The following is a 26,971-nucleotide window of genomic DNA, read 5'->3' as shown; positions in this document are numbered from 1 at the left end:
GTAAATGAATTTTTTACGTTAGAAGAATCAGATTAGTCGTCGTTAATAGTAAAAACTGCTTCTTTAAATAGTTTTGCTTTCGTTTTAAAGAACTTGTTTTCTAATTTAATAGCTTTTAACTGAGCATCAATAAATTTTTCTTCTCTATAATTCACTAAGAATAAAGAGCTTTCTCCTAAGAAAAACTTTCTTTCTTCTGCTTTTAATAAAACATTATAATCTCTTACTATGGCATCTGTAAAGTTATTTTGATTATCAAAAGAATCTAATTCTAATAACAAACTATTCAATTTGTTTTTTATGGTGACTTTAGCAGTTTTGGCTTCTAACTGTTGATCTTGTAATTTTATTTTAGCTAATTTTAAATCACCTCTTTCTTTTCTGATAAATATTGGAAAACTAAAATTTAAACCAGCTTTGTAATTCGATGAATTAAAAGAATTAATTTGATTTCCATCCGCAGAAATAAAATTATACTGAAGATCTATTTTTGGAAGTAAATTATTCTTTTTTAAACGCTTTTCTACTATTAAACTTTTCACCTTAAAGTCTAACGCTTTTATTTTAGGATGATTTTCGATATCGAAATCTTCTTGATTAAATAAGGCTATATTAAATGTTTTATCAACAGAGTTTTTTGCTTCTAAATCCGGAATTATATTTTCTTTTAACTCGATAGGTGTATTGTTATTCAGCCACAAAAAATTAGACAATTCTAAAGATGCTTTGGTATAGTATATTGCAGATTTTTCTAAATTTAATTTTCTTGAGTTTAATGTTATACCTGCTTCTAAAGTATCTATAGCTGGTTTTTCACCTTCTTGAAAAGCTCTTTTAGTTCCTTCAAATCTAATTTTTGCATTTTCTAAGAAAGAAGTAAAAACTAATTTTTCTTTATATGCTTTTAACCAATTAAAGTAACTTAATGAAGCATCAAAAAGAATTTTATTTACCAATATTTGTTGTTCTTCTTTTGCTTGATTTACATAATATTTTGCTTGTTTTAAAGCAGCCATTCTTTTATTAGTAAGTAAACCCTTAGCTAAAGATACAGAAACACCTGCACTGTACAAACCATCTAGTGGTACATTGTTTTCTGGATTCAAAAATAAACCATCATTTTTTTCGAAATTAGCTTTAAATTCTACTCCGTACCAAGTTGGTATTTTAAAAGAACTATTTAATTTGTTGTAATATTCTTTTTCTTTGAATAGTTTTTTGTCAAAATCTACTTCTATCTTGGGGTCAAATGCACCTCTAGCTTTTAACAATTTAGCTTCACTAGAATTTAAAACTAAATTGGCTTGTCTTACTATTGGATGGTAATTTTTAACGTAACTTAAAAACTCTGATAAAGTTAGTTGATTGCTAATTTCTTCTTGTGCATAATTGGTAGAAAAAAATAACATTGTTAGTATTAGTAAAAACTTCTTCATTGTTTTACTTTTTAGTTTCTTTTTTGCTTTTGTTTGTATTTGGTTGATAGTAATTAGGCGGAAAGCTGTTTAACTGTCTCCATAACTCGAACCAAATTGGCACATCTTCTAATAATGCGATTGTTTTTGCTCCGAGCCAACCCTAATTGCTTCGGCCATTTATTTTCTCTTTCGTCTGGTGCCAATAAAACACGGTATTTACCGTTGTCACTTATAAAGTTTTCTATTGCAACTACGGTACCACCATATGTGCCATAAGATACATTTGGCCATCCGGAAAAAACTATTGCAGGCCAACCATCAAACTGAACTCTTACTTCTTCACCTATGTGTAAAAGTGGCAAATCTATTGGTTTTACATAAGTCTCTACGGCTAAATCATACTTTTCTGGCATAATACCAACTAATGATTCACCTTCTTTAAAAGTGCCTCCAATACCTCCTTTAATAGCTTTGTTGATGTATCCATTTTGTGGAGAAGTTACGTATAACAGACTATTTCTAACTTTATAGTTGCTATTGCTATTTTCTAATTTAGAGACTTGTGCTTCAGCATCAAAACCATTAGATCTAGCAGTAAACATATCACTTTGTGCTTTCGAAATTTTATCTGTAAAAGTTGCTTTAATTCTAGATAATTCTAATTTCGCATTAATCACATCATTTTTACTTGCTAATAATTTATTCTGCTGAGCTATTAATTTAGCTTGAGTTTCTTGCAGTTTCAAACGTTTTTGTTCTACATCTACAACGGCTTTTAAACCTTCTTTTTGTAACGTTTCTGTTCTTAAAAACTGTTTTTCTGCAATAGATAAATTAGTTTTTGCAGCTTGTAAAGCGATACTATCACTCTGTACTTTAAGTTTAGATTGCAAAAGTTTGTTTTGCGATTGAGCAGTTTTTAAAACTTGCTCGTCTTTTAATGCATTTATTTGTCTTTGTAAAGCATTAGATTTTTGTTGATATGCATTTACAGAAGAATTTTTTGCATTTATTTGATTGTTTGTTCTTTCGATTAATCGGTTGTCAAAATAATCACTTTTAATTTCAGAGATTCTTAAAATAGTATCTCCTTTTTTTACATAATCTCCTTCTTTTACAAACCATTCTTCAATTCTTCCAGGTATTTGAGATTGTATACTTTGTGGTCTTTGTTCGGAGTTAATGTGGTAACTAAACCTTGACTAGTAATGTTTTGCGTCCAAGGTAAAAATAAAAGGATAAAACCAATAATAGCAAAAGCTAACAAAAATTTATTTAAAGATTTGTAATAGTTTTTTGTAAAAATATCTTTACCAGATTTAAATTGTTTTAAATCTACCTTATTATTTAATTGATTGTTAGAAATATTTAACATGATTATTAATTTATAGATTTAATTTCTCCTTTTTCTAGAGTTATTATTTGACTGCATTGTGTTTTCCAACTCTTTTTACTACTTACAACAATTAATGCCCAAGGTCTGCTAGCATCTGTTAAATAGCTAATTATTTTAACAGTTTCTTCTAGATTAAATTGATCTAATGGATCTTCTAAGATCATTACTTTTGGCGCTTTTATTATAGATCTTGCTAAAATTATTTTCTTAGCAATTGTATAAGACATTTGTTTACCTTCGGATATAGAACAGTTTCTAATCCGTTAGGTTGTTCTTTTAAAAATTGATTTAAACCAACAATATCTAAAGCTTCAAAAATTGTGTCATCTGTAATTTCTTGATTACCAAAAACTAAATTATTTCTAATAGAGCCTTCAAAAGGTGTTTCATCTGAAAGAGATAAACCTAATTGAGATCTGTAATGATTAAGGTGTAAGCTATTTAAAGATAAATTATTGATATAAATATTACCTTCTGTGGGTTCTATTACACCAGCAATTAATCTTAAAAGGCTAGATTTACCAGCGCCACTTTCTCCGTGTACAAGAATTCTAGATTCTGGTTTTATAGTTAAAGAAATATCTTTAATAATTGGTTTTTTTCTATCCTCTACCTCATAAGAAACGTTGTCTAATTCTATAGATAAACCTTTCTTAAAAATTGGTTTTTCACCTTCTTGCGATTCCAATTCTTTATCAACAACTTGTCCTATTTTTTCTATGGATGTAAGTACATCATAAAAAGACTCTAAGCCAACAATTAATTTTTCTACAGACTGTATTACCAATAAAATGATAATTTCTGCAACAACAAACTGTCCTATATTCATTTCTTGATTAAGAACTAATGCACCACCAATTAATAATAAACTAGCAGTAACAATAACTTTAAAGCCTATCATTTGGCTAAATTGTAAAATTAAAATTCTAAAGTGATTTTCTCTAGCTTCTAAATATTTACTTACCAAATCGTCATTTTTCTTTAATGCTAAATTTGTATTACCGGATAGTTTAAAACTTACAACGGTTCTTGCAACTTCTTGAATCCAGTGGGCAACTTTATATTTAATTTTAGATTCTTTTAAACTAGTTTCTAAACCTCTTTGTGCAGTAAATTTAAAAACGATATAAATTAGAAGTAATAAAAGAATGCCAAAAATTATAAAGAAAGGATGATAAAAAGAAAGCAATATTAAAGCAAATACTATTTGTAATAAAGCGGTAGGTACATCAATTAATATTTTAGACAATCCTTTTTGTATTGTTAATGTATCAAAGAATCTATTTGCTAATTACGGCGGATAATTATTACGTAGCTCATTCATTTTAATTTTAGGAAACCTATAGCTTAACTCAAAAGAAGCTCTAGTAAAAATTCTTTGTTGAATTGTTTCTATAATTCTTAATTGCATTAATTGCAAAGCGCCGAGAAAATATAACGCCAATTGTAACAACAATAACTAAAATTACCCAAGAAGTAGATATTTGAGCTCCTTGAATTAAATTAATAATTGCTTGTATTCCTAAAGGTAATGATAGTGCTACAACACCACCAAATATGGCATAATAGAAAATTTGAAAAATATCTTTTTTTCTAGTTTTAAAAGTCCCACAAAACGTCTCCATGGTGTTATTTTATCTGTAGTATTCATTTTATTTTAGTGTGTTTTTAACAAGTTGCGTAAAGAAACGAGTAGGTGTGGCACCTTTTTTACTATTTGTAATAGACGGAAAATGTTCTTTTAAAAAATGTTGATGCAAACCACCTTCTAAAATTGTGCTCGATAGGCTAAGTGCAAATTCATAATCTGGTTTTAAAGCTAATATCATTTCTTTTATTCTTGTTATTAATCTTTTGTAGACTTCAAAATAACCTTCTTTATTATCTGTATCTACTTCTTTTGTTAAGAAAGATTTAGAACTTTCATTTACAATTATTTTATATAAAATAGCTTCATTTATATGAGAATAATTACTGTCTAACGATACCGTTCTAGTAATTACCTCTATTGCTTTTTCTAGTTTTAATTCATTGTCTGATATGCTAAATGTTTCTATAACTAATTGATATTCTAACCAAGCCCAATACCAAGACGATAAATACAATAGTAATTTATGTTTGCTTTCAAAATATCTATAAATAGAACTTTCATTAGATTGTATCTTTGTTCCTAGTTTTTTAAAGGTAAAGTTTTCGAAGCCAATTTCGTCTATTAGAAGAATACTATTTTCAATTATTTTTTTACCTAAGTTCGAGGTTTCGGATCTTTAATAAAAATCTTATCGGGTACTGTAATTTTTAATATTGATAATAAGTTTTTCATGCTGAAACTATTTTAGATTGCAAATATAATAGTATTACTATTAAAAAAGAAAGTGTTACTGAAATTTGGTGTTTTTTTAACAATAAATTAATACACAAAAAAAGCCTTCCGAATTAACGGAAGGCCCAACATTAACATAAAACATTCAACCAAAAATGTTTTTGTATAATTTTTATTCCTTATGTAAATACACAGCAGAAGCAGAAGCTAACGTGGCATTGTAAGAAGGTGTTAAATTACCTCCATTATTTATGTTATTAAAAGCTAATATTCTTCCTCCGCCGTTTCCAGCTTCAGCAATAAATACAGTTTTTGTATCGCTATCATAAGAAACATCAACAGGATTACCTAATAAAGTACTTGCACCGAAACTCTTGTTTGTTGCGAAACTGCTAAAGTAGCATTGTTAGCTGTTGCGTTAAATTTTGATGTAAAATCTTCAATGATATGAAAACCACCATCGTCTTGTCCGTTAGAAGCTTCACCAATATCTGTTAATATCATAACATCGGTTGTAGCATCATAAGTTAAACCATGCGTTCTAACAATTCCTTCAATGGCAATTGTTTTAGTAGCCTCTACAGTTGCTGTACTTGTATTACTTAAAAAGTTAGAAAATACTGCTAATTCATTAGTAGTATCAATAATCGCAAATAAATCATTTCCTTTAAATACAATTCCCCATAATTTAAAGTTTGTTGTAATTGTATTTCTTAAAGTAAAAGAATTTCCATTTTTAGAGTAGATAAATAATCTACCATCTTTAGTAGTATCATCTCCGTCTACATCTGCATTATCTGCAACCACATAAAAGTTACCACTTACAGCCAATTCTCTCGGACTTGTCATATCTAAAGAACCTGTAACACCAACATTAGCTGTTAATGAAGTACCAGAAACATCGATACCTGTATAACCTTCTAAACCAAATGTGCTTCTAGAGGCTTGTACAACAAGGTCTTCTGAACCGTCATAATAAATTCCGTCTGCTTTTGTAGTTGCAGTTGTTATTGTAGATGTTGAGATATTATTCATATCAGATACATTGTACATATTTACATTTCCATCAGAATTATTTGAGGTAAATAAAACTTTGGTTTCTGTTTGTAGGTCTAAGTCTAAATCTGTATCATTATTAGAACAAGAAGTTAAACCAAGCGTAGTAGCACATACTAGTGCCATAATTTTAATAGATTTCATTCTGTTTATTTTTAGTTTTCAGGTATACATACGAAGTAATTTGATGTATGGTTTTTTTAAAATGATTTTTTTCTGAAAAAAGTTAATTTTTACCATATTGTTGGTAATCAGCAATTAAAAAGTATGTATTATTCCTTTAAATTTTGTACCTTTGTCGCTGTAAGACAGAATACAATTCCTTCATTATACTAGTTAGCCTTAATTAGATTTTCTTGTAACGTATTTTATCTTTCTAGAAATATTAATAAAAAAAACCTTTTGTATTTTAATGGCAAAATCGCAGCAAACATTTAGTAAAAGTGAAAAAGAAAAGAAACGTTTAAAAAAACGTCAGGATAAGATTAAAAAAATGGAAGCTAGAAAAGCTGCCAAAGAAGAGAATGGGTCTACAGGAATTCAATTTGCTTATGTAGATCACAATGGTAATTTAACAGATACTCCGCCAGATCCGAATTAAAAGTAGAGTATGAATTAGAAGATATTCAAATTTCTGTAACTAAAAAAGAAGATTTACCAGAAGAAGATCCTGTAAGAAAAGGTAAAGTTTCTTTCTTTGATACTTCTAAAGGTTTCGGATTTATTATCGATACAGAAAATAACGAAAAGTATTTTACACACGTAAGTGGTTTGATAGATCAAATTGCAGAAAACGATAAAGTTTCTTTCGAATTAGAAAGAGGTATGCGTGGTATGAATGCAGTAAAAGTTAAGAAAGTATAATTTCATTTTTACAACATATAAAAAAAGCCTTTTCAAATTGAAAAGGCTTTTTTTATATGAGTAAAAGTATATATTAATTATTGTAAAATTCCATACTTTCTATAATTAAATCTACGGGCACTTTGCAATCAATTTTATAATCTTCAAAATCATTTAAAAGTACGAAGTTTACTTGTCCGTTTACGTTTTTCTTATCGTGCTTTAATAATTCTAAAATTGCAGGAAAATCTTCTTTTAATAAATCAATTTTGTCGTAAATAGATAGTACAACATCTTTAATCTCTAAAACTTTTTCAGTAGGAAAACCTAAAAGTTTTTCAGACATATAACTTTCGCAAACCATACCAATTGCAATAGCTTCGCCATGAGTTAAGTTTTCTTTGTCTTCAGATTCTAAATAAAAAGATTCTATAGCGTGCCCTAATGTATGACCAAAATTTAAAATTTTGCGTAAGTTTTGTTCTTTAGGATCTTGTAAAACAACTTCGTTTTTAATTTCTATAGATCTAAAAATCAAGTCTTTAATATCTAGGCCTTTGTTGTTTTTAATTTCATAAAACAGTTTACTATCATAGGTAATACCGTATTTAATAATTTCTGCAGTACCGATTTTATTTCTCTTTCTGTAACTGTTTCCAAATAATTGGTATCAACAATAACCATTTCGGGTTTGCAAACAAACCAATTTGATTTTTTAAAACACCTAAATCTACACCCGTTTTACCACCAACAGAAGCATCAACCATAGAAAGTAAAGTTGTAGGTATGTTAACAAAATCGATACCTCTTTTGTAACAAGAAGCAACAAAACCACCTAAATCTGTAATAACGCCACCGCCTAGAGTAATTACCAAACTTTTTCTATCTCCGCCTAATTCTGTTATTGCGTTCCAAACGCCAGCACAGGTTTCTAAGTTTTTATTTATTTCACCAGATTCTATTTCTATAACTTCTATACGAATATCTGTTTTTAAATTTGGAATAAATTTAGGGTAACAACATTCAAAAGTATTTTCATCAGCTAAAATAAATAGCGTAGAGTAGTTTTTGTTAGAAATTAAGTTTGATAATTCTTCGTATCCTTTTTCTTGAAAATGAACAGGATAACTTACGGCTTTTATAGATTTCATCATTTTAATATTGAATGTGCAAATTAAATAGAAATTATTGAATTATTTACAGTCTTAGACTATCTTTGTTCTAAATTAAAATCTAACGAATGAAATTTTTTGATAATACTGAAATTGCATTTTCATTAAAAACAGACTCAGAATTAGAAAGAGCATACTTTCTTTTTAAGATGATACAGAACCAACCAATGGTTAGAATAGGTACAGCTGTAACAAATTTCGCTTTAAAAGCACATTTACCTGTAGAGGGTTTAATTCGTTCTACAGTATTCGATCATTTTTGTGGTGGTGTAACAGAAGAAGACTGTTTACCAAATATAGAGAAATTGTATACAAAAGGAGTATCTTCTGTGTTAGATTATTCAGTAGAAGGTAAAGAGGGAGAAGAGGTTTTCGACTTAACTTTAAAGACTATTTTAAAGATTATTAATTTTGGTGAAGAAAAGAAATCGATTCCGTTTGCGGTTTTTAAACCTTCGGTTTTGGTAGGTTTGCTCTTTTTCAAAAAATTACAGAAAAACAAACCTTAACAGTAGAAGAAAAATCTGAATGGATTCGTGTAAAAGAACGTTTTCATACTGTGTGTAAAGCAGCAGTAAAACAAGATGTACCTTTATTGATAGATGCCGAAGAAAGCTGGATGCAAGATGCAGCAGATGATTTAGTTGAAGAATTGATGGGAAACTACAATAAAGAAAAAGCAATTGTATTTAATACATTACAAATGTATAGACACGATCGTTTAGAGTATTTAAAAGGTTTATACGAAAGAGCTTATCAAAAAGATTTTCATATTGGTATGAAAGTAGTTCGTGGTGCTTACATGGAAAAGGAAAGAAGTAGAGCAGAAGAAAAAGGATATGAATCTCCTATTTGTGCAGATAAACAAGCAACAGATAAAAATTATGATGCTGCTATTTTGTATATGATGGAGCATAAAAAAATGGCTTTATTTGCAGGCACTCATAATGAAGAAAGTTCTTATTTACTTTTAAAATTAGCAGAACAATATAAAATAGCTAAAGATGATAAGCGTTTGTGGTTTGGTCAATTATATGGTATGAGCGATCATATTAGTTTTAACCTAGCAGATTTAGGTTATAATGTTGCCAAATATGTTCCTTTTGGTCCTGTTAGAGATGTAATGCCTTACTTAATTAGAAGAGCAGAAGAAAATACATCTGTAGCTGGACAAACAAGTAGAGAATTAAATTTGATTAAAGCAGAGCGTAAACGCAGAAAAATATAATGCAGACGATTGATGAAATAAAAATGTTGTTGCATCGAAACAAACTTAGATTGCACCAAGAACTGTTGCAAAGTAAAGAGGCAATGCATTTAATAAGAAAATCTACACATTCGTCTTTAACAGAAGAAGAGAAGTTAAAAATAAAAGTACAGTTATTAGATATTTGCAAAGCAATACCTGCTTTTACTGTTTTTATGCTTCCGGGTGGTGCATTACTATTACCCTTACTAATAAAATTAATACCAGATATTTTACCATCAGCGTTTAGAGATGATGTAAAATAATTTTAAAAAATATAATTTTAAAAAAATAAAAGATATATTTGTCTTGTAAACTTTAGGAGTAGCTATTAAATTAGTTTGAGAAACATCCTTAGAACCTGATTTGGTTAATACCAACGTAGGAAAAAGTTACCTAGATTTAGTTATATAACTACCTCTCTTTGGTTTACAGTAATATTTATACTTATGATTACTATAAATGTAAACCAAGAAAATCAACAATTTTCTGAAGAAATATCAATAGAAGAATTAATTTGTTTTTTGAAAATAAAAACAAACGGTATTGCTATTGCCGTTAATTCTAATGTTATAAAAAAAGAAAATTGGTCTTCTAATTTACTTCATAATAATGATAAAGTTTTAATCATAAAATCTACTCAAGGCGGATAAAACTTACAACTATAAAAAATGAAGAAAAAGACACAGCACCAAGTAAAGGAATCACTAGAAATCCTTTTCCTAATTCAAAAAAAGTATATGTAAAAGGTAAACTGTATCCAAAAATTAAAGTAGCAATGCGCGAAATAGAATTAAGTGATACGGTAGATTCTATGACTAAGAAAAGAACAGCAAACGAGCCCGTTACTGTATATGATACTTCGGGTCCGTATACAGATCCTACCAAAGAAATTAATATTCATAATGGTTTAGAAAGAATTAGAGAAGAGTGGGTCTTAGAAAGAAATGATGTTGAGCAGTTAGATTCTTTTTCTTCTAAATATTGTAACGAACGTTTAAATGATAAAACTTTAGATCATTTACGTTTTAATCATTTACAAAAACCACTAAGAGCAAAAAAAGGGCAGAATGTTACACAATTACATTATGCTAAAAAAGGAATAATAACTCCAGAAATGGAATACATTGCAATTCGAGAAAACCAAAAAATAGATGAGATTACACGTTTGTCTAAACAACATCCAGGTCAAGATTTCGGTGCAAGTATTCCTGCAAAAATATCGCTGAATTTGTTAGAGAAGAAGTGGCAAGAGGTAGAGCGGTAATTCCATCAAACATTAATCATCCGAAGCAGAACCTATGATTTTAGGTCGTAATTTCTTGGTTAAAATTAATGCTAATATTGGTAATTCTGCTACTACTTCTTCTATAGAAGAAGAGGTAGAAAAGGCGGTTTGGGCTTGTCGTTGGGGTGCAGACAATATTATGGATTTATCTACCGGAAAAAATATTCATGAAACTAGAGAATGGATTATTAGAAATTCACCGGTTCCTGTTGGTACTGTGCCTATTTATCAAGCTTTAGAAAAAGTAAACGGAGTAGCAGAAGATTTGACTTGGGAGATTTTTAGAGATACATTAATAGAACAAGCAGAACAAGGTGTAGATTATTTTACAATTCATGCCGGTGTTCGTTTACGTTATGTGCCAATGACAGCAAAAAGAATTACGGGTATTGTATCTCGTGGAGGTTCTATAATGGCAAAATGGTGTTTGGCACATCATAAAGAAAGTTTTTTATATACACATTTCGAAGATATTTGCGAAATCATGAAAGCTTATGATGTAGCCTTTTCTTTAGGAGACGGTTTAAGACCAGGTTCTATTGCAGATGCAAATGACGAAGCTCAGTTTGCAGAATTAGAAACTTTAGGCGAATTAACTAAAATAGCAAGAAAACACGAAGTACAATGTTTTATAGAAGGTCCAGGTCATGTGCCAATGCATATGATAAAAGCAAACATGGACAAACAGCTAGAAGCTTGTGACGAAGCTCCTTTTTACACATTAGGTCCGTTAACAACAGATATTGCTCCAGGTTATGATCATATTACATCTGGTATTGGCGCAGCTATGATTGGTTGGTTTGGTTGTGCAATGTTGTGTTATGTAACTCCAAAAGAGCATTTAGGTTTACCAAATAAAGAAGATGTTAGAACCGGTGTGGTTACTTATAAATTAGCTGCACACGCTGCGGATTTAGCAAAAGGACATCCAGGTGCACAACACAGAGACGACGCTTTAAGTAAAGCACGTTTTGAGTTTAGATGGGAAGATCAGTTTAATTTAGGTTTAGATCCAGAATTAGCAAGAGAATATCATGATGAAACTTTACCAGCAGAAGGAGCTAAAATTGCACACTTTTGTTCTATGTGTGGTCCTAAATTTTGTTCAATGAAAATTTCTCAAGAAGTTCGAGATTTTGCAGCAGAAAATAAGGTTGCAGGTGATGAGGTTTTTGCAAAAGGAATGGAAGAAAAATCTAAGGAATTTAAAGATAAAGGTTCAGAAGTATATTTATAATATACTTTTGCCATAAAAGCGCTTCTACGTCTTGGGGGAGACGTAGTTGAGCTTTTCTTTAATATACATTGATTATTATTGAAATATTAAAAGGTGTTTTTAAAATAATTTTTACTACTTATGATAATACTTATTGCGCTAGAAAATGATATTTCTAATGAAATAGAAATTTTAGATACTTTGTTTAAAGAAGGGTTAGAGTATTATCATTTAAGAAAACCCAATAAATCGAAAGAAGAATATTTACAATACTTAAGCCAAATAGATACAGCTTTTCATTCTAAGATAGTTTTACATTATTATCATGAATTGATTCACGAATTTAATTTGAAAGGAATTCATTTTCAAGAGCAAAAGCGTAAAGATGTTTTAGAAATTGGAGCAGATTATTTATCTAATTTTAATTTGAAGGGTAAAACGATAAGCAGTTCTTTTCATGAACCAAAAGAATTAGAAAGTTGTAAAATAAAATTTGATTACAATTTATTAAGTCCGGTTTTTTCTTCAATTTCAAAACAGGGTTATCAAGGTAGAGGTTTTGATGTAAATCATATTGATAAACCAATCATTGGTATGGGAGGCGTAAATAAAGAAACAATACCAAAAGTTTTAGCCTTAGGATATAACGGTATCGGAGTTTTAGGTGGAGTTTGGAATGCGAAAAATCCTATTGAAAGTTTTAAAGGTATCAGAGATCAGTATAAAGTAGCTAAAGGTTAATTTTTATGTTAGATGATAATAATTTTATTTTAACTATTGCAGGTCTAGATCCATCTAGTGGTGCTGGTTTAACGGCAGATATAAAAACTTTTGAAGCACATGGTTTATATGGTTTGTCTGTTTGTACAGCTGTAACCGTTCAGAATGATATTGATTTTAAACATTGTCTTTGGATTGCAGAAGAGGTTATTATTAGTCAAATAGAAACTTTATTCGAAAGGTTTTCTATTGATGTAGTTAAAATAGGTGTTATTGAATCTTGGGAACGTTTATTTAACATTATAAATAAATTAAAAGCGTTAAAAGCATCAATAAAAATAATTTTAGATCCTGTTTTAAAAACTACTAGTGGTTTTAATTTTCATACAAATCAAAATCTAAAAATTTTAGAAAAAATACTCACATCTTGTTTTTTTGTTACACCAAATTATGATGAGATTAAGGCTTTGTTTCCTAAAAAAGATATTGAAGAAACGATAGACTTTATAGCGAATAAAACAAACCTGTATTTAAAAGGCGGACACAGAAAAGAGCAGAAAGGTTTAGATGAGGTTTATTACAATAGTTTGGTTCAGTTAAATATACCACCAATTGCTGAAAAAGTTTACGAGAAACATGGTAGCGGTTGTGTTTTATCATCTGCATTAGCTGCAAATATAGCTTTGGGTTTTGGTATAGATGATGCTTGTAGAAAAACAAAGTTATATACAGAACAATTTTTAAATTCTAATACAAGTTTATTAGGAAATCACAAAAACAAAAATGATAAGTAAATTACATTATATATCTCAAGGTAAATCACCAGAAGAGCATTTGCAAAATATTAAAAATGCATGCAGCTCTGGTGCAGAGACAGTTCAACTACGTTTAAAAAATGTAGAGGAAGATATCGTTTTAGAAACAGCAAAAAAGGTTAAAGAAATTACAGATAATTTTCAGACTAGATTAATTATAAACGACTATTACAAAGTTGCAATTGCTATAAAAGCAGATGGCGTTCATTTAGGTAAAACAGATGCTTGTCCTAATTTGGTTCGTAAAGAATTAGCGTCTTGGCAAATTATTGGTGGTACTGCAAACACTTTAAAAGATTGTGAAGCTTTAATAGAAAAAAGTAGATTATATTGGTTTAGGTCCGTTTAGATTTACAAATACAAAAGAAAATTTAAGTCCGGTTTTAGGAGTAGCAGGTTACAAAGTTATTTTAGAAGAATTAAAAACTACAGTGCCAATAATTGCAGTTGGTGGTATCACTTTAAACGATGCAGAGTCAATTATTGAAACAGGTGTTTACGGATTGGCTGTTTCATCAGAAATAACTAATAATTACAATGTAATTTCAAACTTTCATAAAATATTGCTTAAAGATAGAGCTCAAGAGCAAATATTTAAGTTTGATAAAAATTAAATAGCATGGAAAAATTAATAATTGCCGATAAAACATTCAATTCTCGTCTATTTACCGGAACAGGTAAATTTAGTTCGTCTAATTTAATGCAAGATGCACTATTAGAGAGTAAAAGCGAATTGGTTACGGTAGCATTAAAAAGGGTTGATGTGACGAATGAGGAGGATGATATTTTAACACATCTAAATCATGAAAGAATTAATTTATTACCAAATACTTCGGCGTAAGAAATGCTAAAGAAGCCGTTTTTGCTGCAGAATTATCTAGAGAAGCTTTACAGACAAATTGGGTAAAATTAGAAATTCATCCAGATCCTAGATATTTGTTGCCGGACCCCATAGAAACTCTAAAAGCTGCAGAAGAATTGGTTAAAAAAGGTTTTGTAGTAATGCCATATATTCATGCAGATCCTGTTTTGTGTAAACGATTAGAAGAGGTAGGTGTACAATGTGTAATGCCTCTTGGTGCTCCGATTGGAAGTAATAAAGGTTTAAAAACAGTAGATTTTTTAGAAATTATTATCGAGCAATCGAATGTGCCAGTTATTGTTGATGCAGGTATTGGTGCGCCTTCTCATGCAGCATTTGCAATGGAAATAGGTGCAGATGCAGTTCTTGTAAATACAGCAATTGCAGTTTCTAAAAACCCTGTAGCAATGGCTAACGCCTTTAGAATGGCAGTTGAAGCTGGTAGAATGGCTTTTGAAGCGAAGTTGGCTCCTGTAAATAAAAAAGCAGTTGCAAGTAGTCCGTTAACATCATTTTTAAATTAAAAGATGCGCAACTTTAAAACACTTTTTGATACTTATAACTGGAGTGAAACTTTAAATAGTATTTACAATAAAAGCAATAAAGATGTTGAGTTAGCGCTTTTAAAAGATAATTTAGATTTAGAAGATTTTAAGGCATTGTTGTCTCCGGCAGCAAAACCATATTTAGAGCAAATGGCTCAAAAAAGTCATGCACTTACTAAAAAGAGATTTGGGAATACAATACAAATGTATGCGCCCATGTATCTAAGTAACGAGTGTCAGAATATCTGTACGTATTGCGGTTTTAGTATGACTAATAAAATACCGCGAAGAACGCTAACAGATGCAGAAATTTTAAAAGAAGTTGCCTTCCTAAAAAAGAAGGGATATGATCATATTTTGTTAGTTACTGGTGAAGCAAATAGAACCGTTGGTGTAGATTATGTAAAAAATGCGATTCAATTAATACGCAGTAAATTTTCTAACATAACTATAGAAATTCAGCCTTTAAATACAGAAGATTACATTCTTTTAAAAGAAAATGGATTATATGCCGTACTTGTTTATCAAGAAACCTATCATAGAGAAGAATATAAAAAACATCACCCAAAAGGGAAGAAATCTAATTTTGATTATCGTCTAGATACACCAGATCGATTAGGTAAAGCCGGTGTACATAAAATTGGTTTAGGCGCTTTATTTGGTTTAGAAGATTGGAGAGCAGATAGTTTTTTTACAGCTTTACACCTAAAATATTTACAAAAGACGTATTGGAAAACTAAATATTCGATTTCTTTTCCTCGATTAAGACCACATTACGGTGGTTTAGAACCAAAAGTAGAAATGACGGATAAAGATTTAGTACAAACTATATGTGCATTTCGCTTGTTTGATGAAGATGTAGAATTGTCTATGTCTACCCGAGAAAGTGAAATATTTAGAAATCATATTGTTAAATTAGGAATTACTTCTATTAGTGCAGAGTCTAAAACAAATCCTGGTGGATATTCTGTTGAACCACAATCTTTAGAACAATTCGAAATTTCTGATGAAAGAAGTACAGAAGATGTTGTAAAAATGTTAAAAAATAATGGTTTAGAGGTTGTTTGGAAAGATTGGGAACATTTTGAAAAGGTATAATTTATATGAATTTATCTACCGAAGAATATAAACAATACAATCGTCATCTTATTTTAGATAAAATAGGAGAACAAGGACAATTAAAATTAAAAAAGGCAAAGGTTTTAGTAATTGGAGCTGGCGGATTAGGTTGCCCAGTTTTACAATATTTAAGCGCTGCAGGTGTTGGTAATATTGGTATTATTGATGATGATGTTGTAGATCAAAGTAATTTACAACGTCAAATTTTATATACTATTGATGATATTGGCTTGTCGAAAGCTAAAGTTGCCGCAAAAAGATTATCAGCATTAAATCCGTATATTAAGTTTGATGTATATCAAGAGAAATTAACAAGAGAAAATGCTATTCGATTATTTAAAAAATATGATATTGTTGTTGACGGATCCGATAATTTTTCAACAAGATATTTAGCAAATGACGCAGCAGTTATCGCAAACAAACCATTAGTTTACGGAGCAATTTTTAAATTCGAAGGCCAAGTAAGTGTTTTTAATTACAATAATAGTGCAACTTACAGATGTTTGTATCCAACGCCACCACAGCCGGATGAATCACCAAATTGTTCAGAAATTGGTGTATTAGGTGTTTTGCCGGGTATTATAGGTAGTTTTCAAGCAAATGAAACGATAAAAATTATTTGTGGAATAGGAAATGTGTTGTCAAATAAATTGTTATTATATAATACATTAACAATGCAGCAAGTAACTTTAAATTATCAGAAAAACACTAAAATTGATATTCAGAAATTAGAAGAGAATTATGATGTTTTCTGCGGAATAGAGTTAGACATTGAAGAAATTACTCTTACTTATTTAAAAAGCAATGTTTCTGATTACAATTTGTTAGATGTTCGAGAAGATGACGAGAGAATAAATTACCATATTGGAGGTCAGCATATTCCGTTAAGTGATTTGAAATCAAGACTAGAAGAGGTAAATGTTGATAAAAGTTTAGTTGTTTACTGTAAATCAGGTGTAAGAAGTACAAAGGCTATCAGAATTTTAAAAGAGTATTTTCCTTCTTTAAAATTAATTAATTTAAAAGGAGGTTGTTTCGTAAAATAATACACCATAATCTTCTCTTAGATATATTAATAGTTATTAGATAGTTAAACTTTTTTGGTTTGAAACCAATCTTTAAACTAAAAACACTACTTTTGCACGAAATTTAAGAACGCAAGAATGCAACCAATTAGAAACATCGCTATTATAGCCCACGTAGATCACGGTAAAACAACGTTAGTTGATAAAATTATAGATCAAGCAAAAATCTTAGACGAACGTAAAGAACGTACAGATTTATTGCTAGACAACAACGATTTAGAACGTGAAAGAGGAATTACGATTCTTTCTAAAAACGTATCTGTAAATTATAAGAACACAAAAATTAACGTAATTGATACTCCTGGTCACGCCGATTTTGGTGGAGAGGTAGAGCGTGTATTAAAAATGGCTGATGGTGTTTTATTATTAGTGGATGCATTTGAAGGGCCAATGCCACAAACTCGTTTTGTATTAGGTAAAGCCTTAGAATTAGGATTAACACCAATTGTAGTTGTAAATAAAGTAGATAAAGAAAACTGTACTCGAGATTTAGTTCATGAGAAAGTTTTTGATTTGATGTTTGCTTTAGAAGCAACAGAAGAGCAATTAGACTTTACTACAATTTACGGTTCTGCAAAGAACAATTGGATGTCTACAGACTGGAAAAATGAAACTGACAATATCGTACCTTTATTAGATGCTGTATTAGAATCTATTCCAGAAACTAAATACAACGAAGGTACTGCACAAATGCAAATTACTTCTTTAGACTTTTCTGCTTTTACAGGTAGAATTGCAATTGGACGTGTATTTAGAGGTGATTTAGAAGCTGGTAAAGATTATATGTTATGTAAAGCTGATGGTTCTACTAAAAAAGTAAGAATTAAAGAATTACATGTTTTTGAAGGAATGGGTAAAGTACAAGTAGATAAAGTACCTTGTGGTGATATTTGTGCTATTACTGGTGTAGAAGATTTTGAAATTGGTGATACAATTGCAGATTTAGAAAATCCAGAGGCATTACCAAGAACAGAAATTGATAAACCAACAATGAGTATGTTGTTTACTATTAACAACTCTCCGTTTTTTGGTAAAGAAGGTAAATTTGTAACATCTCGTCATTTACGTGACAGATTGTTTAAAGAAATGGAAAAAAACCTTGCATTAAGAGTAGATACTACAGATTCTGAAGATAAATTTAACGTTTTCGGACGTGGAGTTTTACACCTATCTGTATTAATTGAAACAATGCGTAGAGAAGGATACGAGTTACAAGTAGGTAGACCACAAGTTATTTTAAAAGAAATTGACGGAGTGAAATGTGAGCCTTACGAGACTTTATCTATCGATGTTCCAGAAGATGTTGCTTCCAAAGCAATTAATTTAGTATCTCTTAGAAAAGGAGATTTATTAATCATGGAGCCAAAAGGAGATTTACAACATTTAGAATTTACAATTCCTTCAAGAGGATTAATTGGTTTACGTAATAAAATTTTAACTGCAACAGCAGGTCAAGCTATTATTAACCACCGTTTTTCTGAATATGGACCTTATAAAGGTGATTTCTCTGAGGATATTAAAGGTGCAATTGTATCATCTGCAGCAGGTAAAGCAACAGCTTATGCTATTGATAGATTACAAGATAGAGGTCGTTTCTTTATTGATCCTAATCAAGATATTTATATTGGGCAGGTTGTAGGAGAAAACTCGAAAGCCGATGATATGGGTGTAAACTTAATTAAAGGTAAAAAATTAACCAACGTTCGTTCTTCTGGTACAGATGATAGTGTTAAAATTGCACCGAAAATTGATTTTTCTTTGGAAGAATGTATGGAGTATATTAAAGCTGATGAGTATTTAGAAGTTACTCCAGAAAGCTTACGTATGCGTAAAATTAATTTTAGACCATAACAATATTTAAAATACCTTTTTGATTATAATAATCTAAGATTATTAATATCTTAAAAACGCCACTTTTTAGTGGCGTTTTTTATATTTGTACTATGAGTGAATTTATCCATTTTTTTGAAGTTTTAAAGGAAAGTATAACAAACGATGAGTTTGTAAAATTAACAGTTAGTAAACCGATTAGAAAAAGTGAAGGTTTATTAAATGTATATGCACGTTTGTTTAAAATTGATAATAAAGATGTTTTCGAATTAAAGTATCGTTATGCGGATGATAATCAATTTAAGCAATTTACTTTAGAAGAATTAAAATCAGAATTAGAAAGTTTACTAGTAAATAAATTTAGAACAGCTTGCTTATTTACTTTAAATGAAGATTTAATTGTACTTGTATCTAAAAAGAAACTTGTTTCTTACAGAGATAATGCGCCAAGTTTTAAAAATAAATTACCGTAAATACCTTTACAATCTTAAAAATAATATTAGTTTTTAGAAAGTTTACTACTAGTTTTTAAAGCGATTAAACCTAGAATAGGACCAATAGCTAAAATTAAGTATATAAATGTTGTGTTGGTTGTATGATATATATAACTAATTATTTGAATGCTTAAAATTGTAATGGCATAACCTATACAGTTTACTATTGTAAGAGCTGTACCTTTATCTTTTTGAGGTGCACTTTGGGCAATGAGTGTAGAAAATAGTGGCGAATCTGCAATAACAACTATTCCCCAAAATAATAGAAAACTTATAAAAATTATTGCATTATCAACCATAAAAATAAAAGGAGAAATCAAACAACAAAAACAAGATAAAAGTAAAGACCAATAAGCTGTTTTTTTGTACCAATAGCCGCCGCAACATTGCTACCAACAATACATCCAATACTTCCTATAGAAATAATAAAAAAAGATAATAATGGAATTTTAAAGTTAACTTCATGTAAGTTAGAGTATGTAATTAAAAGTATCGGTACAAACGCCCAAAACGTATAAAGTTCCCACATATGACCAAAATATCCAAAAGCAGCTTTTCTAAATTGGTCGTTTTTAAAAACTTTATAACAAATAGAAATGTCTAAAGCGGTTCCTTTTTTTCGATAAGGCCCATTAGGAACTAAAATAAATAATAGTAATCCACCAAAAATGGCTAATATCGAAATGAATAAAACAATATTTTGCCAAGAATAGTCTTGTAAACTATCTTTAAGTAAATGTGGTAAAGCAGTTCCTAACACTAAGGCACCTACTAAATAACCTAAAGATTTTCCCAATCCTTTTTCAAAATAATCCGTAGCAATTTTCATCCCAACAGGATAAATTCCTGCTAAGAAAATTCCTGTTAAGAATCTTAATATAAGTAAGCTAAATAAAGTGTTTTCATTAAAAGTTAAACAACCATTAAAAACTGCGCCTAAAGCGGCACAAAAGAAAAATACTTTAGAAGGCGAGAATCTATCTGCTATAGAAAGGAGTGCAAATAACAATGTTCCTAAAATAAAACCAAATTGAACTGCAGAAGTTAAATTTTCTAAGGCATTAGTTTTTAAATTGAAGTTATCAATTAAATCTGTTAATACAGCATTGCTTGCAAACCATAAAGACGTACAACAGAATTGAGAAATAACAATTATAAGTAGAACAAATTTGTGATGTTTCATTTAGAAAGCAAATTTATTGAAAAGAATGTAATATTCAATTTAAAATTAACATTGAAATCAGTTTGTTTTTTTATCTTTGATTTGATGAAAAAAGTCAAAATTATAGAATGTCCTAGAGATGCAATGCAAGGTATAAAATCTCATTTTATTGCAACCGAGCAAAAAGCATTATATATAAATTCTCTTTTAAAAGTTGGTTTTGATACTATTGATTTTGGTAGTTTTGTATCTCCAAAAGCTATTCCGCAAATGCGAGATACGGCAGCTGTTTTATCAAAATTAGACTTATCGAAAACAGATAGTAAATTATTAGCGATTATCGCAAATATTAGAGGTGCAAATGATGCTTCTGTTTTTGAAGAAATAGATTATTTAGGATATCCATTTTCTATTTCAGAAAACTTTCAAATGCGTAATACGCATAAAACAATAGCAGAATCTTTAGAAACCTTAGATGCTATTTTAAACATTGCAGATAAGTCTAATAAAGAAGTTGTGGCTTATTTATCAATGGGATTTGGTAATCCGTACGGAGATCCTTGGAATGTTGAAATAGTAGGTGAGTGGACAGAAAAATTGTCTAAAATGGGCGTTAAAATTTTATCGCTTTCAGATACTATTGGTAGTTCTACACCGGATGTTATAGAATATCTATTTTCAAATTTAATTCCGAATACTCAAATATAGAATTTGGGGCACATTTACATACAACACCGGATAAATGGCACGAAAAAGTAAACGCAGCATTTAAAGCTGGTTGTAATAGGTTTGATGGCGCTATTAAAGGTTACGGAGGTTGCCCAATGGCAAAAGACGACTTAACAGGTAACATGCCAACCGAAAAATTATTATCGTATTTTACTGCAGAAAAAGCTTTTACAAATATAAAGCCGATGAGTTTTGAAAGTGCTTACAATAAAGCCTTAGAAACTTTTCTATAAATTTAAAACTTCTTAAAGTTTCTCAATTACTGTTAATTTTCTTAAAGTTACGTTAATTTTTTATTTGAGTTACTATTTAATCTTAATAAGTCAATCTTTCAATAATGTTTTGTTTAACTTTGGTTTAAAATAATTAAACAAAACAATATTATGAAAAAACTAAACTTAATTTTATTATTCTTATCATTTGCATTTTACAATTGTAATAATGAAGATGATTTCGATTACAAATTTTACACACCAACGGGAAACTCTATTACGTACAACCTTGGTACTAAGGATGTATCAGGAATCTCAGGTAAAGTTTCTTTTGTAGAGAACCAAGATGCTTCTATTAACATTAATATTTCTCTAGATGGAACGCCGAAGGAGGACAGCATCCAGCTCATATTCACTTCAATACTGCAGCTGAAGGCGGTGATATTGCTTTATCTCTTGGAAGTGTAAGTGGTAGCAGTGGTAAGAGCACCATAAACGTTACTACTTTAGATGATGGTACACCTATAACTTTCTCTGAACTTTTGGAATTTGATGGTTATATAAATGTTCATTTAAGTAAAGATGAATTAGGAACCATTGTTGCACAAGGTGATATAGGACAAAATGCCCTAAAACCAAATGCTATTGTTTATGATTTAGGTGAAAAAGATGTAGCAGGTATTTCGGAACAGCAACTTTTTCTGAAAGAAAAAATGGAAGCATATTAGCAGAGTTAGATATTCAGAATACTCCGAAGGCGGAGAGCACCCAGCTCATATACATGCAAATACAGCACTAGAAGGAGGAGGTATACTATTGTCTTTTACACCAGTGAATGGAGATACTGGGAAAAGCTTTACAAATTTTACAGCATTAGATGATGGAACAGCATTAAGTTTTTCTGATATACAAAACTTAGATGCTTACATTAACGTTCATTTAAGTGCAACACAACTTTCTACAATTGTATCTCAAGGTGATATTGGTGTGAATGATTTAACAGGAAACACTAAGGAATATGATTTAGGAGAAAAAGATGTTACTGGTATTTCGGAACAGCAACTTTTTCTGAAAGAATTAATGGTGAAGCTTTAGCTACTTTGAAATTAATGAATACTCCTGCTGGTGGATCACATCCATCGCACATTCATGCTAATACAGCTTTAGAAGGAGGTTCAATATTATTTTCTTTTAATCCAGTTAATGGAGATACAGGAATGAGTATGACAAATGTATCTACTTTTGACGATGGATCTTCTTTTATGTATGCTGACATAGCAGAATTAGATGGTTATATTAATGTTCATTTAAGTTCAACTCAATTATCTACAATTGTAGCCCAAGGAGATATAGGTCAGAATGACTTAACAGGAAACACCAAAGAGTATGACTTAGGAGAAAAAGATGTAACAGGTATTTCGGAACAGCAACTTTTTCTGAAAGAATTAATGGTGAAGCTTTAGCTACTTTAGATATTATGAATACACCTGCGGGAGGGATGCATCCATCGCACATTCATGCCAATACAGCTGTAGAAGGTGGTTCAATATTATTTTCTTTTAATCCGGTAAATGGAGATACAGGAATGAGTATGACAAATGTATCTACTTTTGACGATGGATCTTCTTTTATGTATGCTGACATAGCAGAATTAGATGGTTATATTAATGTTCATTTAAGTTCAACTCAATTATCTACAATTGTAGCTCAAGGAGATATAGGTCAGAATGACTTAACAGGAAATACAACAATGTACGACTTAGGTGAGAAAGATGTAGCGGGAATTTCGGAACAGCAACTTTTTCTGAAAGAGTTAACGGAGAAGCTTTAGCAACATTAGATATTATGAATACACCTGCGGGAGGAATGCATCCAGCACATATTCATGCGAATACAGCCGTAGAAGGTGGTGCAATATTATTTTCTTTTAACCCAGTAAATGGAGATACAGGAATGAGTATGACCAATGTATCTACTTTTGATGATGGGTCTTCTTTTGTTTATGCTGATATTGCAAATTTAGATGCTTACATCAATGTTCATTTAAGTGCAACTCAACTTTCTACAATTGTAGCTCAAGGAGACATTGGTAAAAACGATTTAACATCAGAAAGTAAAGTGTATACCTTGGCAGAAAAAGATGTAGCAGGAATTTCTGGTACTGCAACTTTTTATAAAAGAATTGACGGTTCTGCATTGGCAGTATTAAATATTATGAATACACCAGCAGGTGGAATGCATCCAGCACATATTCATGAAAATGATGCAGCTACTGGTGGACCAATCGCTTTTAGCTTTTCTCCTGTAAACGGAGATACAGGAATGAGTATGTCTCAAGTAGAAACATTAGATGACGGTACTGCAATTACTTATGATGAAATTTTAACTTTTGATGGTTATATTAACGTACATTTAAGTGCATCTCAGTTGGGAACTATTGTTGCTCAAGGTAATATAGGTTCTAATGAATAATTAGATGTCTAACATAATAATTCTAAAACCCATCATTTTTTGATGGGTTTTCTTATTTTATGTTGTTACTTTTGAAACAAAAATTATCATCATGAAATTTTATATAAAACTGCTTCTTTTATTGTTATTAATTTCTTTTACTGATTGCAAAAAAGACGATTCTAAAATAGATTTTACATTTTTACAATTGAATGATGTTTATGAAATTGCGCCAATTCAGGGCGGTGAATATGGCGGAATGGCAAGAGTAGAAACTATTCATCAAGAGCTTTTACAAGAAAATAAAAACACCATGCTTTTTATGGCAGGTGACTTTTTGAATCCGTCTTTATTAGGAACAATAAAAGTAGACGGTAAAAGAGTAAAAGGAAAGCAAATGGTAGAAGTAATGAATGCCATGAATTTCGACTTGGTAGCCTTCGGTAATCATGAATTCGATCTTTCTAAAGATGAATTGCAGCAAAGATTAAATGAAAGTACTTTTCCTTGGATTTCTGCAAACGTAAAACTGAAAACTAAAGAAGCTGCAGTTTTATATTACAAAGAAAAGAATGGTGAAAAAGAAAATGTTAACGAAACTTTTATAAAAGAGTTTACAGACAAAGATGGCACAAAAATTAAAATTGGTTTTATAAGTGTTTGTATTCCTTCTAATCCTAAAGAATATGTAGAGTATGGTAACATGTTTATAAAGGCAAGAGCTTCTTATGCAGCTTTAAAAGACAAAGTTGATATAGTTTTTGGTTTAACACATGTAAAACTGGCAAACGATAAAAAAATTGCAAAATTAATTCCAGACTTGCCTTTAATAATGGGAGGTCACGAACATACTAATAGCAACAACTTTATAGGAAATGTTCAAATATCTAAAGCAGATGCAAATGCTAAAACTGTTTACATCCATAGAATTTCTTATGACAAAAAAACAAAGAAAACCACAATTCAATCAGAATTAAAAGAAATAAATAGTTCTATTAAAGAAAATAAAAAGGTTAAAGAAATTGTTGCGAACTGGCAATCTATTTTAGATGAAAAAATTAAGCTGGTTATTAAAAAACCTAATGAAATTATTTACAATACAAAAATTCCTTTAGATGGTAGAGATACACCAATAAGAAGTAGACAAACTAATTTAGGAGAATTGATTACTAGTGCAATGTCTTTTGCATATAATGACAAAATTGATGCAGCAATTGTAAACGGTGGTTCTATTCGAATTGATGATGTTTTAGTTGGAGATATTTCTCCGATAGATATTTTTAGAGTTTTACCTTATGGCGGACCAGTTTTAAAAGTTAAAATTAAAGGAAGCTTACTAAAAAGAGTTTTAGATTATGGTGAACTTGCCGCGGGAACAGGAGCTTATTTGCACAGACATAATATTAAATTAATAGAAACTAGTTGGTTTATAAACAAAAAACCAATCGACTTAAATAAAATCTATACAGTTGCCTTTTCTGATTACTTATTAAAAGGTTTCGACATTCCTTTTTTATCAGAAAAGAATATAGATGTTCTTGAAATTTATCATCCTAAAGAAAATGAAATAGCTATAGATGTTAGAAAAGCGTTGGTTGCTTATTTAAAACAATAAATTTTATTTTAATTTATTCTAAATAAGCTTTTTTAAATTAGATTTGGGTAGTATATTTGCAAAAAAATAAAATACTATTTTAAACTAATCTAAATAAAATGAAAAAAGTTTTTTTGACTATAGCCGTTGCTGCATCAATAATATCTTGTAATAATAATGATAGTGATAACGGAATTGAAACAGTTGCTCCAGCGACTTATAACTTTGAAAGAAACGGAGAAAGTACTGTAAGTTATAGCGGGCAAACTACTAGAATTAGAATGGCAGATGAGTTTGCATCGGCTCTTTTGTCTACTTCAGAAACTATTGCAAGTCTTAAAGATAAATTTGCGCATGCAGAAGGTGATAATGATTTTACAGAGACAGAATTAAATACATCTTCAAAAAATATTAGAAGTAAAACTGCTGCATCAACAGATTTTTATGCTAGTAATACTACAGATGCATTAGCAATTAAAGCTGAATTTGATAGTTGGATAGAAGCACAAGTAAATGAAGTTTTTCCTAATTGGAATACAGATGCTTCTGCTGGTGTAGCTGGTCAAATTCAAGAAGCAGGTGGTGGATCTATTCGATATGTAAATGCGAAAGGATTAGAATATAACCAGTTAATTACAAAAAGTTTAATTGGTGGTTTAATGACAGATCAAATACTAAATAATTATTTAAGTGTTGCTGTTTTAGATGAAGCTACAAATGTAGAAGATAATGATGCTAATGTTTTATTAAGCGGCAAAAATTATACAAACATGGAGCATAAATGGGATGAGGCTTTTGGTTATTTATACGGTAACGAAACTAATGCTAGTTCACCTGAATTAAATCAAGACGGATACTTAAATAAATATTTAAGTAGAGTAGAAGGTGATACAGATTTTACGGGTATTGCTCAAGCTATTTACAATGCGTTTAAACTAGGTAGAGCTGCAATAGTATCGGGTGATTATGAAACTAGAAATGAACAAGCAGAGATCTTAAGAGAAAAAATATCTGAAGTTATTGCCATAAGAGCAGTTTATTATTTACAACAAGGTAAAACTAAATTAGAAACTGATAAAGCTAGTGCTTTTCATGATTTATCAGAAGGTTTAGGGTTTGTTTATAGTTTACAATTTACAAGAAAACCAAATAGTAGTGTATCTTACTTTACAAAAGAAGAAGTAGATAACTTTATGTCAACTTTATTATCAGGTAATGGTTTTTGGGATGTTTCAATTACAACTTTAGATGAAATTTCTGCAACAATTGCTGCAAAATTTAACTTTACAGTTGCACAGGCAGGTTCTTAAAAATACATCACAAATTGCAGTATAAAAAGTAAACATATTACCTACTTTTTCGTATTTTTGTATCTTTATTTAGAATAAATAGAAA

General features: G+C 30.0%; 21 protein-coding genes, 9 pseudogenes and 1 riboswitch. Of the genes and pseudogenes, 22 read left to right on the top strand and 8 right to left on the bottom strand.

What is annotated here, in order from left to right; genetic code table 11:
* Positions 1 to 32: 32 nt before the first annotated feature.
* From ACZ1HD_RS09800 to ACZ1HD_RS09780, 5 genes and pseudogenes are all read right to left on the bottom strand, one after another.
* Positions 33 to 1,436 carry a TolC family protein gene (locus tag ACZ1HD_RS09800; RefSeq protein WP_472687334.1) on the bottom strand — a complete coding sequence of 468 codons (1,404 nt, stop codon included), beginning with the start codon at positions 1,434 to 1,436 and terminating at the stop codon, positions 33 to 35.
* 4 nt (positions 1,437 to 1,440) lie between these two features.
* Positions 1,441 to 2,793 (bottom strand): annotated as a pseudogene (locus ACZ1HD_RS09795) (HlyD family secretion protein).
* A 5-nt stretch (positions 2,794 to 2,798) separates the two neighbouring features.
* A pseudogene (locus tag ACZ1HD_RS09790) lies at positions 2,799 to 4,465 on the bottom strand (peptidase domain-containing ABC transporter).
* Position 4,466: 1 nt separating this feature from the next.
* Positions 4,467 to 5,137 (bottom strand): annotated as a pseudogene (locus ACZ1HD_RS09785) (TetR/AcrR family transcriptional regulator).
* 348 nt (positions 5,138 to 5,485) lie between these two features.
* Complete coding sequence (locus tag ACZ1HD_RS09780) at positions 5,486 to 6,337, bottom strand: hypothetical protein (RefSeq protein WP_472687333.1); 852 nt, start codon at positions 6,335 to 6,337, stop codon at positions 5,486 to 5,488.
* A gap of 268 nt (positions 6,338 to 6,605) precedes the next feature.
* Here ACZ1HD_RS09780 and ACZ1HD_RS09775 point away from each other — a divergent pair.
* Positions 6,606 to 7,057, top strand: a pseudogene (locus tag ACZ1HD_RS09775) (cold-shock protein).
* Between the two features lie 73 nt (positions 7,058 to 7,130).
* On the opposite strand, the pseudogene aroB reads toward ACZ1HD_RS09775, so the two are convergent.
* Positions 7,131 to 8,187: pseudogene (aroB, locus tag ACZ1HD_RS09770) on the bottom strand (3-dehydroquinate synthase).
* Between the two features lie 89 nt (positions 8,188 to 8,276).
* On the opposite strand from aroB, the pseudogene ACZ1HD_RS09765 reads away from it, so the two are divergent.
* The 13 genes and pseudogenes from ACZ1HD_RS09765 (at position 8,277) to ACZ1HD_RS09705 (ending at position 19,407) form a co-directional block, all read left to right on the top strand.
* Positions 8,277 to 9,436, top strand: a pseudogene (locus ACZ1HD_RS09765) (proline dehydrogenase family protein).
* Positions 9,436 to 9,720, top strand: a complete 285-nt coding sequence (locus ACZ1HD_RS09760) for an LETM1 domain-containing protein (RefSeq protein WP_340933502.1) — start codon at positions 9,436 to 9,438, stop codon at positions 9,718 to 9,720. The pseudogene ACZ1HD_RS09765 and the gene ACZ1HD_RS09760 overlap by 1 nt, the downstream one beginning before the upstream one ends.
* 44 nt (positions 9,721 to 9,764) lie before the next feature.
* Positions 9,765 to 9,859: riboswitch (TPP riboswitch) on the top strand.
* A gap of 44 nt (positions 9,860 to 9,903) precedes the next feature.
* Positions 9,904 to 10,107: a sulfur carrier protein ThiS gene (gene thiS / locus ACZ1HD_RS09755; RefSeq protein ID WP_077809536.1), complete on the top strand. Its 204-nt coding sequence runs from the start codon at positions 9,904 to 9,906 to the stop codon at positions 10,105 to 10,107.
* Between the two features lie 11 nt (positions 10,108 to 10,118).
* Positions 10,119 to 11,979 (top strand): annotated as a pseudogene (gene thiC, locus ACZ1HD_RS09750) (phosphomethylpyrimidine synthase ThiC).
* 120 nt (positions 11,980 to 12,099) lie between these two features.
* Positions 12,100 to 12,699, top strand: coding sequence for a thiamine phosphate synthase (locus ACZ1HD_RS09745; protein ID WP_472687332.1), 600 nt, complete (start codon positions 12,100 to 12,102; stop codon positions 12,697 to 12,699).
* 5 nt (positions 12,700 to 12,704) lie between these two features.
* Entirely contained in the window at positions 12,705 to 13,472 is a 768-nt protein-coding gene (locus tag ACZ1HD_RS09740) for a hydroxymethylpyrimidine/phosphomethylpyrimidine kinase (RefSeq protein WP_472687331.1), read from the top strand.
* Positions 13,462 to 13,842 carry a thiamine phosphate synthase gene (locus ACZ1HD_RS09735; RefSeq protein ID WP_472687330.1) on the top strand — a complete coding sequence of 127 codons (381 nt, stop codon included), beginning with the start codon at positions 13,462 to 13,464 and terminating at the stop codon, positions 13,840 to 13,842. The genes ACZ1HD_RS09740 and ACZ1HD_RS09735 overlap by 11 nt, the downstream gene beginning before the upstream one ends.
* Positions 13,823 to 14,107, top strand: coding sequence for a thiamine phosphate synthase (locus ACZ1HD_RS09730; RefSeq protein ID WP_472689323.1), 285 nt, complete (start codon positions 13,823 to 13,825; stop codon positions 14,105 to 14,107). The genes ACZ1HD_RS09735 and ACZ1HD_RS09730 overlap by 20 nt, the downstream gene beginning before the upstream one ends.
* A gap of 5 nt (positions 14,108 to 14,112) precedes the next feature.
* Positions 14,113 to 14,879 (top strand): annotated as a pseudogene (locus tag ACZ1HD_RS09725) (thiazole synthase).
* Between the two features lie 3 nt (positions 14,880 to 14,882).
* A complete protein-coding gene (thiH, locus tag ACZ1HD_RS09720) occupies positions 14,883 to 15,998 on the top strand; it encodes a 2-iminoacetate synthase ThiH (RefSeq protein WP_472687329.1) in 1,116 nt (371 codons plus the stop codon).
* 5 nt (positions 15,999 to 16,003) lie between these two features.
* Positions 16,004 to 17,065: a molybdopterin-synthase adenylyltransferase MoeB gene (moeB, locus tag ACZ1HD_RS09715; RefSeq protein WP_472687328.1), complete on the top strand. Its 1,062-nt coding sequence runs from the start codon at positions 16,004 to 16,006 to the stop codon at positions 17,063 to 17,065.
* Between the two features lie 117 nt (positions 17,066 to 17,182).
* Positions 17,183 to 18,955, top strand: coding sequence for a translational GTPase TypA (gene typA, locus ACZ1HD_RS09710; protein WP_472687327.1), 1,773 nt, complete (start codon positions 17,183 to 17,185; stop codon positions 18,953 to 18,955).
* 92 nt (positions 18,956 to 19,047) lie between these two features.
* Positions 19,048 to 19,407: a hypothetical protein gene (locus ACZ1HD_RS09705; protein WP_472687326.1), complete on the top strand. Its 360-nt coding sequence runs from the start codon at positions 19,048 to 19,050 to the stop codon at positions 19,405 to 19,407.
* 26 nt (positions 19,408 to 19,433) lie between these two features.
* On the opposite strand, the gene ACZ1HD_RS09700 is transcribed toward ACZ1HD_RS09705, so the two are convergent.
* Together ACZ1HD_RS09700 and ACZ1HD_RS09695 are read right to left on the bottom strand one after the other, a co-directional pair.
* Positions 19,434 to 19,727, bottom strand: a complete 294-nt coding sequence (locus ACZ1HD_RS09700) for a hypothetical protein (RefSeq protein WP_472687325.1) — start codon at positions 19,725 to 19,727, stop codon at positions 19,434 to 19,436.
* A 17-nt stretch (positions 19,728 to 19,744) separates the two neighbouring features.
* Positions 19,745 to 20,611, bottom strand: coding sequence for an MFS transporter (locus ACZ1HD_RS09695; protein WP_472687324.1), 867 nt, complete (start codon positions 20,609 to 20,611; stop codon positions 19,745 to 19,747).
* An 84-nt stretch (positions 20,612 to 20,695) separates the two neighbouring features.
* Here ACZ1HD_RS09695 and ACZ1HD_RS09690 point away from each other — a divergent pair.
* The 8 genes and pseudogenes from ACZ1HD_RS09690 (at position 20,696) to ACZ1HD_RS09655 (ending at position 26,886) form a co-directional block, all read left to right on the top strand.
* A pseudogene (locus ACZ1HD_RS09690) lies at positions 20,696 to 21,552 on the top strand (beta/alpha barrel domain-containing protein).
* 521 nt (positions 21,553 to 22,073) lie between these two features.
* The gene (locus ACZ1HD_RS09685) at positions 22,074 to 22,259 is read left to right on the top strand and encodes a hypothetical protein (protein ID WP_472687323.1); all 186 of its coding nucleotides are present in this window, start codon (positions 22,074 to 22,076) and stop codon (positions 22,257 to 22,259) included.
* A gap of 88 nt (positions 22,260 to 22,347) precedes the next feature.
* The gene (locus ACZ1HD_RS09680) at positions 22,348 to 22,626 is read left to right on the top strand and encodes a hypothetical protein (protein WP_472687322.1); all 279 of its coding nucleotides are present in this window, start codon (positions 22,348 to 22,350) and stop codon (positions 22,624 to 22,626) included.
* A gap of 14 nt (positions 22,627 to 22,640) precedes the next feature.
* Positions 22,641 to 22,994 (top strand): hypothetical protein, encoded by a 354-nt coding sequence (locus ACZ1HD_RS09675; protein WP_472687321.1) that lies wholly within the window; start codon positions 22,641 to 22,643, stop codon positions 22,992 to 22,994.
* 14 nt (positions 22,995 to 23,008) lie between these two features.
* Positions 23,009 to 23,362: a hypothetical protein gene (locus tag ACZ1HD_RS09670; RefSeq protein WP_472687320.1), complete on the top strand. Its 354-nt coding sequence runs from the start codon at positions 23,009 to 23,011 to the stop codon at positions 23,360 to 23,362.
* 14 nt (positions 23,363 to 23,376) lie between these two features.
* The gene (locus ACZ1HD_RS09665) at positions 23,377 to 24,003 is read left to right on the top strand and encodes a CHRD domain-containing protein (protein WP_472687319.1); all 627 of its coding nucleotides are present in this window, start codon (positions 23,377 to 23,379) and stop codon (positions 24,001 to 24,003) included.
* A gap of 91 nt (positions 24,004 to 24,094) precedes the next feature.
* Positions 24,095 to 25,597: a bifunctional metallophosphatase/5'-nucleotidase gene (locus ACZ1HD_RS09660; RefSeq protein ID WP_472687318.1), complete on the top strand. Its 1,503-nt coding sequence runs from the start codon at positions 24,095 to 24,097 to the stop codon at positions 25,595 to 25,597.
* A gap of 98 nt (positions 25,598 to 25,695) precedes the next feature.
* Positions 25,696 to 26,886, top strand: coding sequence for a DUF4856 domain-containing protein (locus ACZ1HD_RS09655; protein ID WP_472687317.1), 1,191 nt, complete (start codon positions 25,696 to 25,698; stop codon positions 26,884 to 26,886).
* Positions 26,887 to 26,971: the final 85 nt, after the last annotated feature.

Source organism: Polaribacter sp. HA6-7, assembly GCF_055693625.1.
The sequence above is the reverse complement of the archived record's forward strand: the minus strand, read 5'-3'. Positions and strand labels throughout refer to the sequence as shown.

Bases quoted from the DNA above. Each gene is read 5' to 3' on its own strand.
- ACZ1HD_RS09655 (WP_472687317.1), top strand. From the start codon at position 25,696: ATGAAAAAAGTTTTTTTGACTATAGCCGTTGCTGCATCAATAATATCT.
- ACZ1HD_RS09760 (WP_340933502.1), top strand. From the start codon at position 9,436: ATGCAGACGATTGATGAAATAAAAATGTTGTTGCATCGAAACAAACTT.
- ACZ1HD_RS09695 (WP_472687324.1), bottom strand. From the start codon at position 20,611: ATGAAACATCACAAATTTGTTCTACTTATAATTGTTATTTCTCAATTC.
- ACZ1HD_RS09660 (WP_472687318.1), top strand. From the start codon at position 24,095: ATGAAATTTTATATAAAACTGCTTCTTTTATTGTTATTAATTTCTTTT.
- thiH (WP_472687329.1), top strand. From the start codon at position 14,883: ATGCGCAACTTTAAAACACTTTTTGATACTTATAACTGGAGTGAAACT.
- ACZ1HD_RS09740 (WP_472687331.1), top strand. From the start codon at position 12,705: ATGTTAGATGATAATAATTTTATTTTAACTATTGCAGGTCTAGATCCA.
- moeB (WP_472687328.1), top strand. From the start codon at position 16,004: ATGAATTTATCTACCGAAGAATATAAACAATACAATCGTCATCTTATT.
- ACZ1HD_RS09700 (WP_472687325.1), bottom strand. From the start codon at position 19,727: ATGGTTGATAATGCAATAATTTTTATAAGTTTTCTATTATTTTGGGGA.
- typA (WP_472687327.1), top strand. From the start codon at position 17,183: ATGCAACCAATTAGAAACATCGCTATTATAGCCCACGTAGATCACGGT.
- ACZ1HD_RS09705 (WP_472687326.1), top strand. From the start codon at position 19,048: ATGAGTGAATTTATCCATTTTTTTGAAGTTTTAAAGGAAAGTATAACA.
- ACZ1HD_RS09735 (WP_472687330.1), top strand. From the start codon at position 13,462: ATGATAAGTAAATTACATTATATATCTCAAGGTAAATCACCAGAAGAG.
- ACZ1HD_RS09675 (WP_472687321.1), top strand. From the start codon at position 22,641: ATGAATACTCCTGCTGGTGGATCACATCCATCGCACATTCATGCTAAT.
- thiS (WP_077809536.1), top strand. From the start codon at position 9,904: ATGATTACTATAAATGTAAACCAAGAAAATCAACAATTTTCTGAAGAA.
- ACZ1HD_RS09780 (WP_472687333.1), bottom strand. From the start codon at position 6,337: ATGAAATCTATTAAAATTATGGCACTAGTATGTGCTACTACGCTTGGT.
- ACZ1HD_RS09800 (WP_472687334.1), bottom strand. From the start codon at position 1,436: ATGAAGAAGTTTTTACTAATACTAACAATGTTATTTTTTTCTACCAAT.
- ACZ1HD_RS09745 (WP_472687332.1), top strand. From the start codon at position 12,100: ATGATAATACTTATTGCGCTAGAAAATGATATTTCTAATGAAATAGAA.
- ACZ1HD_RS09670 (WP_472687320.1), top strand. From the start codon at position 23,009: ATGAATACACCTGCGGGAGGGATGCATCCATCGCACATTCATGCCAAT.
- ACZ1HD_RS09665 (WP_472687319.1), top strand. From the start codon at position 23,377: ATGAATACACCTGCGGGAGGAATGCATCCAGCACATATTCATGCGAAT.